The organism is Pseudomonadales bacterium, assembly GCA_041395945.1.
Lineage (GTDB): Bacteria > Pseudomonadota > Gammaproteobacteria > Pseudomonadales > Azotimanducaceae > SZUA-309.
Genome location: JAWKZN010000001.1, coordinates 2,743,271 through 2,758,290, shown reverse-complemented (window position 1 = coordinate 2,758,290; position 15,020 = coordinate 2,743,271). Strand labels below are relative to the sequence as shown.

Annotated in this window: 9 protein-coding genes; 4 read left to right on the top strand and 5 right to left on the bottom strand. The window is 63.1% G+C overall.

What is annotated here, in order from left to right:
- Nucleotides 1-66: 66 nt before the first annotated feature.
- From R3E82_12595 to R3E82_12585, 3 genes are all read right to left on the bottom strand, one after another.
- Nucleotides 67-987 carry a histone deacetylase family protein gene (locus R3E82_12595; protein MEZ5551723.1) on the bottom strand — a complete coding sequence of 307 codons (921 nt, stop codon included), beginning with the start codon at nt 985-987 and terminating at the stop codon, nt 67-69.
- Nucleotides 987-2,657 (bottom strand): GGDEF domain-containing phosphodiesterase, encoded by a 1,671-nt coding sequence (locus R3E82_12590; protein ID MEZ5551722.1) that lies wholly within the window; start codon nt 2,655-2,657, stop codon nt 987-989. Before R3E82_12590 ends, R3E82_12595 begins: the two co-directional genes overlap by 1 nt.
- Nucleotides 2,658-2,791: 134 nt before the next feature.
- The gene (locus R3E82_12585) at nt 2,792-7,141 is read right to left on the bottom strand and encodes a DEAD/DEAH box helicase (protein ID MEZ5551721.1); all 4,350 of its coding nucleotides are present in this window, start codon (nt 7,139-7,141) and stop codon (nt 2,792-2,794) included.
- A gap of 21 nt (nt 7,142-7,162) precedes the next feature.
- Here R3E82_12585 and R3E82_12580 point away from each other — a divergent pair, with 21 nt between their 5' ends.
- Complete coding sequence (locus tag R3E82_12580; protein ID MEZ5551720.1) at nt 7,163-8,452, top strand: acetyl-CoA hydrolase/transferase C-terminal domain-containing protein; 1,290 nt, start codon at nt 7,163-7,165, stop codon at nt 8,450-8,452.
- Between the two features lie 111 nt (nt 8,453-8,563).
- The gene (locus tag R3E82_12575; GenBank protein ID MEZ5551719.1) at nt 8,564-8,848 is read left to right on the top strand and encodes a hypothetical protein; all 285 of its coding nucleotides are present in this window, start codon (nt 8,564-8,566) and stop codon (nt 8,846-8,848) included.
- A 407-nt stretch (nt 8,849-9,255) separates the two neighbouring features.
- Here R3E82_12575 and R3E82_12570 read toward each other — a convergent pair whose 3' ends face one another.
- On the bottom strand, nt 9,256-11,307 hold the full coding sequence (locus tag R3E82_12570) for a S9 family peptidase (protein ID MEZ5551718.1): 2,052 nt from the start codon (nt 11,305-11,307) through the stop codon (nt 9,256-9,258).
- A 401-nt stretch (nt 11,308-11,708) separates the two neighbouring features.
- Between R3E82_12570 and R3E82_12565 the strand changes: the two genes are divergently transcribed.
- Nucleotides 11,709-12,431: an SOS response-associated peptidase gene (locus R3E82_12565; GenBank protein ID MEZ5551717.1), complete on the top strand. Its 723-nt coding sequence runs from the start codon at nt 11,709-11,711 to the stop codon at nt 12,429-12,431.
- Nucleotides 12,431-12,910: a hypothetical protein gene (locus tag R3E82_12560; protein ID MEZ5551716.1), complete on the top strand. Its 480-nt coding sequence runs from the start codon at nt 12,431-12,433 to the stop codon at nt 12,908-12,910. The genes R3E82_12565 and R3E82_12560 overlap by 1 nt, the downstream gene beginning before the upstream one ends.
- A 30-nt stretch (nt 12,911-12,940) precedes the next feature.
- On the opposite strand, the gene R3E82_12555 is transcribed toward R3E82_12560, so the two are convergent.
- Nucleotides 12,941-14,959 carry an aldo/keto reductase gene (locus R3E82_12555; GenBank protein ID MEZ5551715.1) on the bottom strand — a complete coding sequence of 673 codons (2,019 nt, stop codon included), beginning with the start codon at nt 14,957-14,959 and terminating at the stop codon, nt 12,941-12,943.
- Between the last annotated feature and the right edge of the window lie 61 nt (nt 14,960-15,020).

The window sequence follows — 15,020 nt, the reverse complement described above, 5'->3', positions numbered from 1 at the left end:
GGTATAGACCAGATCCGCTGTGCCTGCTTCTGCAGGTGCCGCCAGGAACCGCCAGCCTCCGGCGTCTCAGTCCAGCAGTGCCTGCAGATGCGCGTGTACCGATCGGGCCAGAGCGTCCAGGTCGTAGCCGCCTTCGAGGGCGCTGACGATGCGCCCTTCACAGTAGTGATCGGCGGCGTCGCGGATCAGGGCAGTGATCCAGCGGAAGTCTTCCTCGTCCAGATCCAGACCGCCCAGGGGGTCTTCCCGGTGGGCGTCGAAACCCGCTGACACCAGGATCAACTGGGGTCGGTGCCTCTCCAGCGCAGGCAACCAGTCGGCGCTGATGCGACGGCGGAACCCGGCGCTGCCGGTGCCGGCGTCCAGCGGCGTGTTGATGATGTTGGGGCGGACGATGTCAGCCAGTCGATAGGGGTAGAAGGGATGCTGGAAACTCGAACACACCAGCACTTCCGGCCTGTCTCTGAAGATGTCGACGGTACCGTTGCCGTGGTGCACGTCGAAGTCGAGGATGGCTACCCGCTCGATCCCGGGGCGGGTCAGCGCGGCGTCCGCACCGAGCGCGATGCTGTTGTAGAAGCAGAAACCCATGGCAGCATCCCGCTCGGCATGATGACCCGGGGGTCGCACAGCGCAGAAAGCGCGCCTGCCTGGAGCTTCGAACACCCGCGCGACGGCCTCGACCACAGCACCTGCCGCGAGGCGGGCGGCGCTGAGACTGGCGGGACACAGTGCAGTGTCCGGATCAACAGGAACCAGTCCCCGGGAAGGCGAGCGGTCAGTGAGGGACCTCAGGTAACTGGTCTGGTGGGTTGGCGACAGACTGTCTGCAGCGATCGGAGCAGCCTGCAGGGGTTCGAGGCTCTGCTGCAGGCCCGTCCTCGCAAGATGCGCATCGATGGCTCTCAGTCGATCCGGTCGTTCCGGATGACCCGGCTGCATCTGGTGTGCAAGACAATCCGGGTGACTCAGATAGAGAAGGCTCATCAGCGGCTCTGGCGGTTGCGGGGCTCCGATAGTAGCTGATGAAATTCCGCGAGGGGTACTGGTGGAGAAAGCAGGTAGCCCTGCACATCCACTTCGCCGAGCCCTTCGAGCAGGTGCAGCTGAGCAGTGTCTTCGACCCCGACAGCCACCACTCGGAGCCGGTAGCGGGCAGCCAGATCGCAGAGCTGGGCGATCAGATCCCGGGCCGCGCTGCCGGTCGTGAGGTTGGCGATGAGACGGCGGTCGATTTTCAGCGTGTCGGCCGGACAGCGCAGCAGACGATCCGCGTCGATGAGCTCCTGACCCAGATTGTCGATGGCAAAGCGCACGCCGCGATCACGCAACCGGTAGAGCTGTTCGCGATGCTGATCCACCAGTGCGGTGAGGTGGGCGTGGGACAGCTCGAGTTCGAGCATGGCGGGATCCAGCCAGCGTTCCCGCTGGAGTCTCTCGATCTGTCGGGAAATAGCGCCTCCGGTGAACTGCTGGGGCGATACGTTGATACCCAGGCACAGCGGTTCGAGGAGATGTTCGAGCCATCCGCTGGCGGTGGTGCAGGCCCGCTCAAGGACCCAGTCGCCGATGCGGGCCATATGGCCGTGGCGCTCGGCAATGGGGATGAAATGACTGGGAGCCAGCTCACCCACATCCAGGCCCTGCCAGCGCAGCAGCGCCTCGGCGCCGGTGATGCGTCGCGTACCCGAGCGCCACTGGGGCTGCAGCATCAGGCTGAATTCCTCACGGTACTGCTGTCCGTCCATCGCCCGGTTGAGACGGGCAGGCAGGCCATCCTCACCGGGAAACTCGATGCGGTTGCCGCCAGCCTGGCGCGCGCGCTGCAGCGCATCCCGCGCCGCCAGCCAGAGTCCGTCTGTATCGACGAGGCGGGGGCTGAAGGCCATGCCCATACTCACAGTCAGCTGGATTTCTCCACCCTGATAGCGCAAAGGCGCGCGGAGTCGGCCCGCGCAGGTATCGGCGAGCTGGCGCAGCTCGTCGAGTCGGCATCCCGGGAGACTGAACAGGAAGCTGGCTGCATCATGGAAAGCCAGGCCGGCACCCTGCGGGCAGGCCGCCCGGAAGTGTTCGGCAAGCGCGCGCAGCAGGTCGGTTTTGCTTACAGGGTCCAGATTGGCATAGAGGTGTTCAGCGTGGTCCACCTGGGCCAGCAGCAGACCCATGGGGTGATCCCGGTGTGCGCTGAGGGCGCCTAACAGCTGCGTCACCCGGGGCAGACGGCTGATCGGTTCCTGCTCTTCGATGCCCGCAAAACGCACACGAAAACGCAGAGCGTTTACGCAGTCGTTGATCTGCGCAATGAGCCGGGTGTCGGAGAGTCCGGCATCGAGGTGTGCAATCGACTCGGGCGGATGCCGCGCGGCGCCGCTGGGTAGGGACGCACCCGCCGCCGCGGGGAGTGCGGGTGATCGATCCGCTGCCACCAGGGTCCCGGTAGCGAGAAGTATGCGGACTGCAGAGGGATCCGCCAGATGTTCCAGGTTGGCGAGTTCATCGCTGATCACAACGTCTGGCGGCGGCGACAGGGTTGCCACCATCTGTTGCAGGAGGCCCGGGTCGCCGACGATCCAGCAGTTCCAGCCGGCACCAGCGGCCAGCGAGATGATCCGTGCGCGCAGCGCTTCGTCGGCTATGGCTCCGCATACCTGCATGTTGGTGGCCTGACTGTGAATGAGTGCCGGGTAGATTCAGTGTAGACGCTACCCGTTTTCAGACCGGGGAGACTTGTCCTCGATCACAGGTTGGGGGGTGCTCTGACCAGTGGCCTCAGCGGTCCAGAAATGCCCTAGCCGACGGGGAGTTCCAGATCGACCTGCTTGTGGTCTCTGCGGGCGACCAGCAGTCCGTCGATCGCCCGCAGGTAGGGGCTGGTGCCGGAAGGCTGGCCGTTGATGGTCTCTACTGCCATGCGGCCATGCTGGCGCACCAGGTGGACGAGCAGGGTGACTGCTTCCGCCAGCGCGGGATCATCCGGTGGCAGGTGGAAGGTGAGCCGCCGCCCGAGGTTCTCGACGCAAAGAGCCAGCTCTCCCGCGACATAGCAAAGGTAGTTGTGCGGCCGCCGTTGCGGCAGGCGATCGTCCTGAAGGCCCAGTCCACAGGGAGAAACCGGATCGAGTGCATTGCACCAGAAGCTGTGTCGATGGGGCAGATCGCGCTGCAGAATCTGCAGCGCCGGCGGCGTCAGGAACTGAGGCCCGGAGAGTCCCTCATAGAAGTAGCCGGCGATGACTTCACCGGCCAGTTCCATCGTATACAGCGCACGGAAAATCCGGCTCCAGCGCAATGCGCCGCCCTCCCGATTGACCAGTTCCCGGCACACCATGCCGTAACGCTCCAGCAGTGTGCGTGCGCGCTCTTTGTCTGTTTCGAGCGCGCTGATGGGGTCCGCTGGTTCGTCGGCAACGCCACGCAGCGTCCAGTTGCCCGGCAGGCCGCGCACGCGCTGGCGGATGGCGCGGCGCATGCCGATCGATCGCTGCAGGTTGGGCCGGCCGCCGCCTGCGGCGGCGGGACTGTCGGCACGGAAGCCGCGCGACATACCTTCCACCAGCGCGCCCGTCGTCTGGCAGAGGAAATCGCCGGCCCATACCGCCTGCCAGAAGCGGTTCTCGAAGGATTCTGCATTCGCGGGGCCGGAAACTTCAGCCGCACGCTCTGCGAGATGCTGATAGCTGTAGGCAGCCTGAGGGTCACGGAACAGGTCGTCCAGCGCGCCTGGCTTGCGGGTCTCCAGCAGGAGCGCCAGGTCTTCGGGGTAGCCGACCGTCATGGACTCCCTGCCGGTCCCCGTCCAGCCGAGCCCCAGGGCTTCCAGCACCTGGTCGAAGCGCCGCTGGTCGAAGTCCGGATTTCGCGCAGCGAGCAGGTCGTGCAGCCAGACTCGAACGGGTGCGGGATAGCCGCGCAGCATCAGCAGCTGATCGATCAGCGCATCGTCGTCGGATGATGAAGCGGCGGTCAGCCGAAAGCGCTGCCAGCGGCTCAGATCGGCGGGGAGCATTGCCGCCTTGCGGGGGACGAACACCGGGCGTGCCAACGCACGCTGAAAGCGCAGCAGGATCTCGAAATTTTCCGCGTCGCAGTAGTAAACCGTCTCGTCGCCTTCCATGAGGGGACCTTCGACAAAGTCACCTTCCTCGAGCAATCCGTCCGGCGTCACCGGCAGCAGGTGGTCGATCTGCGCAGCACTGAGGGGGCCGTAGAACGAGAGAATTTCCGTGCAGAACTGGCTGGCCGTGCGCTCGTCCTGCACGGATACCGGTGGGCGGTCCAGCATGTCTGCTTCGAGCAGACCGCAATGGATCAGCGCGTGGCCGAGTTCCGGATGCAGTACCCAGGTGCGTGTCCCGGCCAGCGCCTGGAGGAGACCCTCCCGGGGTCCGAGGTACTCGCTGATCGGCACCAGCACTCTTTCCTTCACCCACTCGAGCCAGTCCTCGTGTTCCTTCGGCTGATAGTCGGACGCAGTGCGCTGGCGTTTTTTGAGAAAGCGCTGCAGGGCTTCCGGGCGAATGCGCGGTCGCTGACTGTCTGTGGCAATCGCCTGCCTGAGCAGCGCGTCGGACAGGGAACTCGCGCCTTCGACATCCGGCGTGTCGTCGGCATACATGTAACGGTTGATCTGATCGTAGGAGAGATCGCCGGCGAAAGGACTCGGGCTGCTGGTGGTGACAGCAGACCAGTGGATACTGCCGTCGGCGATTTCATCGAGCATGCGGGTGAGGGCGGGCAGATCGAACTCGTCCTGCAGGCAGGTGCGCCAGGTTTCGAGCAGCACCGGGAAATCGGAAAATTCCCTGATGCTGGCGAGCAGCTTCTTCGCCTGCAGTCGGCTCATCCACAGCGGCAGGCGCTGATTGAAACGGGCTTTGCTCAGCAGCAGTGCACGACCTGCGCACTCCCGGAAGCGTGCACCGAAGAAGCCGGATTCCTCGAGGGCCATTCTCAACAGCTGGTGCAGGTTGCTGCCGCGAACCAGAGTGAGGACGGTGGCAGGATCCAGAGGTGCTTCGCTCTGGATCACGACCACGTTGTCGTCCAGGTGGATTTCTATCGAACCCTTGCGGGAACTGCCTGAGACCTCTGTGACGGTCGGCGGCTGGCTCAATGCAGTGGTCAGCGCCAGCGCCCAGGGACGGTTCACCCGGCCGCCCCAGCCGGTGTGAATCACCATCTGGGACAGATCGTTCGGTCCTTTGTAACCACCGGGTCCACGCAGCACCGTTTCGATCAGCACGTGGTGACGATGGGGCAGAGAGTCCCGGGTGGCTTCCCGCTGACGCTGCAGATAGTCCAGGAGCTCATCTGCAGCTGAAGGCTCGAAGCCATGCTGTGACTGCAGTTGTTCGTGGAGTCTCTGCCGATCGCCTGTCGCCAGCAATCCGTCCGCTTCTTCCAGCCAGCTGCCGATGCGATCTGAGAAATAGAAGCTGCGGTCGTAGCCTTCCGAGCGCCAGAAGGGCGGTGCTTTGCCCGCCGGGGTCGCGGTTCGCACGATGACATCGTTGTGGGTAATGCGATGGATCTGCCAGTTCTGGGTGCCGAGGGTGAAGGTCTGACCGACGACCGCTTCCCAGACGAATTCCTCGTCGAGCTCGCCGATTATGCTGCCGCTTTCGATGTGGCGGATCTTGTAGTAGCCCCGGTCCGGAATTGTACCGCCTGCGTTATAGAGGGCGAGCACCGCACCGCGTTGTGCGCTGATCGTGTTGTGGATGCGATCGTAATGCAGGCGCGGTTTCAGCTCCCGCACCCTGGCACCCGCATAGCGTCCGGCGAGCATCTCGATGACCAGATCGAACTGCTCCCTGGGCAGAGTCAGGTAAGGCCCGCTGCGGGTCAGCAACGCGAACAGAACGTCCAGGTGCCAGGTGCTGTTCGCCGTGCAGGAGACAACGATCTGCGCCAGCACATCCAGCGGATTGCGTATGAGTGCAAGCGGTTCCAGCTGTCGTTCGGCGATGGCCTGGGACAGCACGGCGGCTTCGAGGAAGTCCCGCGCGTGGGTTGGAAACAGCACCCCGCGACTGACATCGCCGACATTGTGACCGGCACGACCGATGCGCTGCATGGCAGCTGCGATTGAGGGGGGTGACTGTACCAGCACCACTTCATCGAGCTGGCCGATGTCGATACCCATTTCCAGCGAGCTGGTCGCCACGATGGCACGCAGCTCGCCCGCCTTCAGCCGTGCCTCCACCGCACTGCGGATATCCCGGGACAGCGAGCCGTGGTGGGCGTAGGCGAGGGGCTCGGGATCCTGGTCATTGATCTTGAAGGTGATTTTTTCTGCGAGCCGCCGGGAGTTGGTGAAAAACAGGGTCGAACGGTTGGCGGCGATCTCTTCGCGGAACGCCACCGACAGCGGTTCCCAGATTGTCTGTCCCTGCTCTGCCGCCTGGCGTGCGGCCGCCGGGAAGCAGACGCGGAAACTCATGCGCTTTTCAGCAGGCTCAGCAGCAATGGCGACGGAGCGCCGTACTCCATCGATGTCCCGGCCGCCCACATAGGCGGCTACCGCATCGAGGGGGTGCACGGTGGCAGAAAGCGCGATGCGCTGGAACTCACCACCCAGGTCGACCAGTCGCTCCAGCGCGGTCAGCAACTGCACACCGCGGCGGTTGTCCACCAGGGCGTGAATCTCATCGAGAATGACGGCCTCTATGCAGCTCAGCACCCGGCGACCCCGTTCGGTGGTCAGCATCAGGTTCAGGCTTTCGGGTGTGGTGATCAGGATGTCCGGCGGACGGCGCAGCAGCCGCTGGCGTTCGCTCTGCTCTGTATCCCCGGAGCGCACGGCCACCCGGAGGGGCGGCAATGCGCCCGCGGCTTCCAGCGCTTCGAGCGGGTCGAGAAGATTGCGGCGGATGTCGTTGTTCAGTGCTTTGAGGGGCGATACATAGAGCACCCGGGTACAGCCAGGCTGCCAGAGTCCGCCTGCATAGAGATTCAGAGCCCAGAAGAAGGCGGTGAGCGTCTTGCCGCTTCCCGTCGGTGCAGTGATCAGCACGTGCTGCTTTGCAGCGATCAGAGGCCAGCTGCGCAGCTGGACACCGGTGGGCGCGGCAAAGCGCTGGTTGAACCAGTCCTGCAGGGGTTGCTCGAACAGGGTCAGTGCGTCCGCAGTGCTCACGGATGTTCGGTGAGAGTTCTCATGGCCCGATATGCTCGCACATCGGCTCGACCCATGGGCACAATGGCTATTTCAGATACGGAACATCGCACGATGCCGCAACTGCAGGAACTGCTCACCCGGGGCCAGAGGATCTGGGTGGCAGGCAATGTCAATGAGCCCACGACGCTGCTCGATCAGCTCACGGCGCTGCCGCTGCCTGAGCAGCTCACCTTCATCCAGTTCCCGCTGGCGGGCTACAACAGTGTGGATTTCACCCGGCTTTCCTCCACCTGCCGGATGGAAACCTTCTTCATGTCGCCCGCACTGCGCAGGGCGGACCCGGCCCGGCTCGACTTCGTGCCCATGCAGATGCGCGCGGTGTTCGACTATCTGCGCCAGCGGGTGGATGTGGCCATGGTGCAGCTCGCCCGGGATCGACAGGGCAGGCTGCGGCTGGGTCCCGGGACCGATTTCAGTGGTGCGGCACTTGCTGCTGCGAAAATTCGGATCGGGGAATTGAATCACAGCTTCACAGCACCCGCCGGTGCACCGCTGGTGGACGCCGATGGCTTTGATCTGATTGTGGAATCAGAACGGCCGCTGTACGAAATGCAGCAGCCGGCGATGGACGATGCCGCGCTCGCCATCGGCGCACAGGTTGCCGGACTCATTCGGGACGGCGACTGCCTGCAGACGGGCATCGGGTCGATTCCGGCTGCGATTCTGGCCGCACTCGGTGATCACAGTGATCTGGGTCTGCACGGTGGCATCATCGACGACGGCGGCATGGCGCTGATCCGGGCAGGCAATGTGAATGGCATGCGTAAACAGATCGACTGCGGCCTTCATATCACCGGCATGGCCCTGGGCGGCCGTGAACTCATCGACTGGCTGGCAGACACGCCGGAGGTGGCCTTCCGGGGTGCGGATCATACCCATGAAATCAGCACGATACGTAAGCTCGATCGATTCGTGTCCATCAACTCGGCGGTGGAGGTCGATCTGTTCGGCCAGGTCAATGCGGAGTATGCGGGCGGCAGACAGATATCCGGTACCGGTGGCAGCGTGGATTTCATGCGGGCGGCGCGTGCATCCCGGGGTGGTCGATCCATTGTTGCCATGAATGCCACCGCGCGGGACGGCTCCATCTCCCGGATCGTGCCGAAGGTGGAACTGGTGACCGCGTTACGCACGGACGTGGATCTGGTCGTCACGGAATACGGTGTCGCGAAACTCGATGGCCGTTCGGTTGCGGCACGTGCAGAAGCACTGATCAGTATCGCCGCGCCCGGCTTCCGTGACGGGCTCAGGGATCGAATGCCGGGTTGAGGTGTGTGCGCGCACCCAGGTGTACGCGCACACTGGGCGTGTGCGCCAGTGCACAGTTCCGGACTCCCGGACTTCCCGCGGGTTACGACTCTCTTACAATCAGCAGCAAGGATGAGGGAATTCGAAAAAGGAGTTCGGATCGCCATGGATTATGTCGGCATCGATCCCGCAGTAGGCCTGGAGTGCTCGCACTGCAATCACATTTCACGCATGCCCTACAGCGGCCTGCTGTCGCTGGTGATGCAATCGCGCCAGGCAGAGTGCGAAAGCTGTCAGCGACTGATGCTGCATGACTGGACCACAGTCGCGGTCGTTCAGAACATCATTAAGAAACGCATGTCCCAGGCGAACGAACTCAAGACTCGGCGGCAGCGAAGGCTGGAAAGCGTTCGCTGACAGCAGCACCGGGCTGTACCCCCACCATATCCAGGTGTTCGGTTAAGAATTTCGGAAGCAGGTTGATCAGAGCGAGGGCGAGGACGGGCAATACCGGGCCTCGCTCGGCAGCTCCGCTGTACCCTCGCTTAGCGATTTGCCTCGTGCAGGAACACGAGTCAAATCGCCGTACTCGGCCTCGCTACACGGCCCGGTATTGCCCGTCCTCGCCCTCGCCTGGTAAATTTTTCCGAACTTCGTAACTGTACTTCTCGCTGTTAGTCGGAATATCCCGCGCTTGGAGAAGATGATCCTCAATTCCTGCCTCACACCTGCATCACGCGTGGCGCTCCCGCACTGGTTTTTCCCTCTCCACCCCAGACTCGATCATTGCTCCGAAATCGGCCCCGATGAGCCGACTCCAGCGCTCAGTCGCCCCGCAGACAACTGAGAATGAACGCATATTCCTCCGCAGTCTCCCGCAGCGAATCGTAGCGCCCCGAGCGGCCGCCGTGGCCGGCCTCCATGTTGGTCTTCAGCAGCAGAATCTGATCATCGGTCTTCAGCTCCCGCAGACGGGCGACATATTTGGCAGGCTCCCAGTAGGTTACCCGGGGATCGTTGAGTCCCGCGGTGACCAGCATCGGCGGATAGTCCCGGGCCTGCAGGCCCTCATACGGTGAATAGGAGCGGATCAGCTCAAACGCAGCAGCATCCTCGATGGGATTGCCCCACTCCGGCCACTCGATGGGTGTGAGCGGCAGGGTTGGATCCAGCATGGTGTTGAGTACATCGACGAAGGGGACATGGGCGACCACGGCACCAAACAGCTCCGGTGCCTGATTCACCGCGACCGCCACCAGTTCACCGCCGGCACTCTCACCGACAATGGCGATACGGCCGCGGCCGGTGATGCGTCTGTCGATCAGCCCCCGGGTCACATCGACAAAATCGTTGAAGGTGTTGGTGCGCCTGTCGAGTTTGCCATCTTCGTACCAGTGATAGCCGAGATCGTCTCCACCGCGGACGTGGGCGATGGCATAGACAAAGCCGCGGTTCAGCAGTGACAGGCGGCTGGCTGAGAATCCGGGAGTGATACTTGTGCCGTACGCGCCGTAGCCGTAGAGGAACAGTGGCGTCTGTGGTCCGACCTGCAGATCCTTTCGATGCACCAGACTCACCGGCACGTCGACGCCGTCGCGTGCAGTGATGTGCAGCCGGTGGGTGACATAGTGGTTTGCCTCATAGCCGCTGGGAATGCGCTGGGTCTTGCGGCGGCTGAGGACGCGGGTTGTCAGATCGTAATCGTAGATGGTTCCCGGGGTGACCATCGACTGATAGGTGAGACGCAGCTGATCCGCGTCGTATTCCGCATTGGCGCCGAACTCGGCATCGTAGGCTTCTTCCGGAAACTCCACGTAGTGACTCATGCCCTGGTGGTCGAACACCCGGATCTGATCGAGCCCGTCCACCCGCTCGGAAAGGAAAAAGTAATTCCGGAAACAGAGCAGGTCGGTGAGATAGTGGGTGTCGCTGCCTGGAATGAGTGTCTGCCAGTGCGCCGGGTGCGGATTGGTGTCGGGTGCGGTCGCCAGACGGAAGTTCCGGTGGGTGTCGTTGCTGAGAATGTAGAACAGCCCTTCCCGATGATCGACGTGGTACTCGTGGCCCGTATGCCTGGCGCTCATGAGTTCGGGTTCCGAGAGTGGTCGCGCCGCCGGCAGCAGCCGTAACTCGGAAGTCGTGTGATCACCGGTCGAGATGATGATGAACGCCCGGGACTGGGTCTCATCAATCCCGACAAAGAAGGACTCATCCTGTTCTTCGTAGACTATGGCGTCCGTTGCTGCCGCTGTTCCCAGCCGGTGCCTGCGCACCTGGTACGGACGCCAGGCGTCGTTGACCTTCAGGTAAAACAGATGCTCATCATCTGCTGCCCAGACGGGCGCACCGAGGGTGAGTTCGATCATCGAATCGACCGGATCGCCGGATTCGAGATCGATGATGCGCAGGGTAAAACGTTCGCTGCCGTTGGTGTCCGCACTCCAGGCCAGGTAACGGCCGCTGGGGCTCACCGAGAGCCCGCCCAGCACGAAGTAATCGTGGGCGGCTGCGAGTGCGGGCTCATCGAGAATGATGGTCCAGTCATCGGGTGCGTGGACGGGCGCCCGCAGCCACTGCCGGTACTGAGCCTCCTTCTCGAAACGCCACCGGTACCAGAACATGCCGTCACGGAACGGTACGGACTCATCCTCCTCCGGCTGACGGGCTTTGATCTCTTCGAACAACTGTTCCACCAGCGCCTGCCGGGGCGCCATGGCATGCCGGAAATAGGCGTTCTCAGCTTCCAGATATTCGATCACCCGAGGGTCCGTCACTTCCGGATAAGCCGGATCCCGCAGCCAGTGGTAAGGGTCACTGAGGATGACACCGTGGACGGTGCGGGTATATTCCTGGCGATGGGCGATCGGTGGTTTCATGGTGCGGTGATTGACTGCCGGGGTGCGGTACCGGGGTAACCGCGGGTGAGAAAACCGCGCGATGCTCAACCAATGTCGATTGAAACGCAAATCTCCAGCGAGCCTCCTCTCGAGGCTTCCCGGGCACCCCGGGCTTCCTAGGCATCCGGTGTCGATAGCGTCTACCATCTCCTGACCGACTGATCCCGGAGATTGCCCATGCCACGCACTGAGCCCAGCAAGAGAGACGAGATCCCGGAACTCGCCGGCGTTTTTGCAGCGGGCTGTTGCTGTTGCCAGGCGCATAGCCGGTCCTGCCGGGTTCGCGGCTCTGGCTGCGCTGGACTGGCCGGCGGGGAAGCACGCCTGGTGGACGCCAGCAGGGCACCGGTGCGGTACCGGATTACTTGAGGCGCTCTGTCATGTGCGGTCGATTCAATGTAAACGCCGATCCGCTCACCATCCTGCTGATGGAACTGGTGCAGTTGCCCCACCCGGGACCGGACAACTACAACGCAGCCCCCACGGAAACCATTCAGGTCCTGCGGCAGGGGGAGTCAGGTGCTGTCGAACTGGTGCCCATGCGCTGGTGGCTCACGCCGTTCTGGTCCGATGGCCCGTCGACCAGATACAGCATGTTCAATGCCAAGTCCGAGACCGCACATAAGTCGCCGGCGTTCAGAGAACCTTTCCGGAAACGACGCTGTGTGGTCCCGGTCAGCGGCTTCTACGAGTGGGTGCGGACATCGGGTCAGAAGCTGCCCTACTACATTCATTCCACCGAGCATGAGGGACTGCTGCTCGCCGGACTCTGGGATCGCTGGGTCAATGAAGAATCCGGGGAACTTCTGGAGAGCTTTGCTGTGCTGACTGCACCGGCGGCGGAAGGCATGAAGTTTGTGCATACCCGACAACCGGTCATGCTCTCGATGGCGGGTGCCAGAGCCTGGCTCGACCCGGACAACGCGGACTTTGCCGATCTGCTGGGTTCCGGGATTCCGGAAACTCTGGAGGCGGTGCCCGTGTCTTCTCATGTCAATAATGCGCGTCACAAAGACCCCCGCTGTATTGAAGCGGTTGGAGCTCCGGTTGCCATTGCGCCAGTGGCTGACACCTCGCCTTCAGCCGCACCAGGAGCGCACTGATGCTGCTGCGCGCGGGACACTGGCTGGGACGCGGCAGTCTGCTGGTTGAAGGATTCAGTCTGGGTGAAACCCTTGAGTGCGATGCCCGGGTCGAGCGGGACACCGGCGCCTTCCTGATAAATGCGTCCCTGAAGTCCCAGCGCGGCGGTGCGCGTGACTTTGTTATCCGGGTGGCGGGTAACGAAGTCGGCACCTATTCCCTGCGTATCCAGGTGGGGGCAGAAGTGCTGACCGGCAGTGCCAAGCTGGACAGCGCGCCCAACCTCGGACTGCTGTGGAACGATGCGGAATCCGTGTATGCCACCTTCAGTCTGTTCGCGATCAGTGATGGCATCGGGCTGCGCGGTTTTCTCCGCGATGGCAGGAATACCTTTACCTGGGAAATCGCTTTTTCCGAAAAGCGCGATATGGTCAAGGCAGACAACGTGGTCTCGCTGCGCGGAAAAGGCACAGGAAGGCACGGTCCGCGCGGCCGTTAGCGGCTGCGAGAAGCTCTGAGGCGTTGATACTCAATCAGAGGTTCCCCGGTCCGACAGGTCCAGCCAGTTCAGCTGCGCCGGGCTGAGTTCGATCTGCAGCGCCGCGAAGCAACTCTGTGTCTCGCTGAGCTGGCGGGGACCGATCAGAGGGAAACAGGCGAACGGCTGCTGCGCTACGTAGGCAAGTGCAATCTGGATCAGGTCCACGCCATTCTCTCTGGCCAGGCTCGCCGCTCTGCGGCGGCGTTCAAAATTCGCCTCCGAAAACCATACCCGGCGCAGTTCATCCTCGGTCGGTTCGACACTGGTCAGTGCCCGTCCCTCCCGGGCACCTGCGGCGTTGATCACGCTCTCCGCCCAGGGGGTGAAAAATCCCCTCGCCTGGGAGGACCAGGGCAGCAGGGCGATGCCATTGCTGCGCAGATAGGCGCGAAATTCGCCACTGGTGGCGGCTTCCACACCCGGCCAGATCGGCGTGACCATCCGGGCCAGGGAAAAGTTGTTGGAAACTGCCGTGAAACCCTGCAGGCCTTCGGCAGCTGCGTACTCGTTGGCGGCGCGGATGCGGGGCAGAGTCCAGTTGGATCCGCCGAAGGCGCGGATACGACCACGATTCCGCTCGGCGTTCAGCGCATCCACGAATTCCTTGACCGGAATGTCGAGGTTGTCCCGGTGCAGGAAGTACAGGTCCACGTAGTCAGTCTGCAGACGCTGCAGACTCTCGTCCAGCTGGGGTGCGATGAATTCCGGCGCGTTGTCCGGGGTGTGGGCGCCTTTGCCGATGATGACGATCTGCTCACGCAGGTTGCGCTGCCGGTGCCAGTGGCCCAGCAGGCGCTCCATGGATCCGCCCCCATAGATGTAGGCGGTATCGAAACAGTTACCCCCCTGCTCGATGTAGTCGTCCCACATCACTGCCGCATGGCTCATGGAGGGCTGGTTGTCGCAGCCCATCACCAGCCGTGAGACGGGTTTATCGAGGTGCGCAATGCGGCCGGCGCTGGCCGGTTGCGTGACGGCCACCGGCGCCAGCAGGGGGCCCCGGTGGCTGTCCGGTCGTTCGAGGTGGTACTCGAGACCGATGGCCCTGCGCCAGGCATCGAGGGTTGCCGCGTTGTCACGGCTGTCCTGCCAGTCCATCAGGGGGGACTGCTGCAGCCCGGCGGACAGGCATTCCGCGACGTGGTCGATCTCCAGTTCGTAAAGACCGGCTGACTGACCTTCGATGCGCTCGATCGGCTGCCCCTGCCTGTGCAGCTCGAAATGCCAGTTGCCCCTGGCATCCGCGCACAGCCAGGGATTGGCCGCATGGATGCGTCCGCTGCTGCCGTAGAGATTCAGCGAGTTGTCGAGGGTGAGACTTACCGAAGTGGCCACCTGGGCGGTAAGGCCGCCGGTGAATTCGAGCTGTGCTGCGCTCCATTCGTCGATTCCCGTGCTGCCCAGATGGCCTCCCGCGGTCACATTGCGGGGCTCTCCACCGGCAAACAGACGGGCCGCCGAGACGGGATAACAACCCACATCGAGAATGCCGCCACCGCCGAGTTCGTTGGAAAACAGGCGGGAGTCCGCATCGAAGGACGCCTGGTAGCCGAAGCTGGCCTGGATGTGGCGCAGTTCGCCGATGGCGCCTTGCGCGAGCAGCGCCTGAATTCTGAGGGTCTGGGGATGACAGCGGTACATGAAGGCTTCCATCAGGAAGCGTCCGTTGCGGCGGGCGGTTTCCACCATTGCCATCACTTCCGGATGGTTCATGCCGAGGGGTTTTTCACAGAGGACGTGCTTGCCTGCCCGGAGTGCACGCAGCGTCCACTGTGCATGCGCAGGATGCGGGGTGGCGATGTACACGGCATCGATCAGGGGATCTTCCAGCAGTGCGGAGTAGCTGCCGTAGCTGCGGATACCCGGGTAGCCGTCCGCAAAGCGTCGAGCACGCTCCTCGGAGCGGCTTGCTACAGCGTGCAGCTCGTTGTGGACAGAGGCGGTTGCGGCATCTGCAAACGCAGTTGCAATACGGCCGGTGGCTAGGATGCCCCATCTGATGGTCACACCGGACTCCAGGTTTCAAGAGCGGGGCGTCAGTATGTCCGAAAAAGCCCGTCCTGAGTCA

What these genes read in the sequence shown, in the direction of transcription:
- R3E82_12595 (MEZ5551723.1), bottom strand. Translation starts at nt 987, where the DNA reads ATGAGCCTTCTCTATCTGAGTCACCCGGATTGTCTTGCACACCAGATG.
- R3E82_12590 (MEZ5551722.1), bottom strand. Translation starts at nt 2,657, where the DNA reads ATGCAGGTATGCGGAGCCATAGCCGACGAAGCGCTGCGCGCACGGATC.
- R3E82_12580 (MEZ5551720.1), top strand. Translation starts at nt 7,163, where the DNA reads ATGGCCCGATATGCTCGCACATCGGCTCGACCCATGGGCACAATGGCT.
- R3E82_12575 (MEZ5551719.1), top strand. Translation starts at nt 8,564, where the DNA reads ATGAGGGAATTCGAAAAAGGAGTTCGGATCGCCATGGATTATGTCGGC.
- R3E82_12570 (MEZ5551718.1), bottom strand. Translation starts at nt 11,307, where the DNA reads ATGAAACCACCGATCGCCCATCGCCAGGAATATACCCGCACCGTCCAC.
- R3E82_12565 (MEZ5551717.1), top strand. Translation starts at nt 11,709, where the DNA reads ATGTGCGGTCGATTCAATGTAAACGCCGATCCGCTCACCATCCTGCTG.
- R3E82_12560 (MEZ5551716.1), top strand. Translation starts at nt 12,431, where the DNA reads ATGCTGCTGCGCGCGGGACACTGGCTGGGACGCGGCAGTCTGCTGGTT.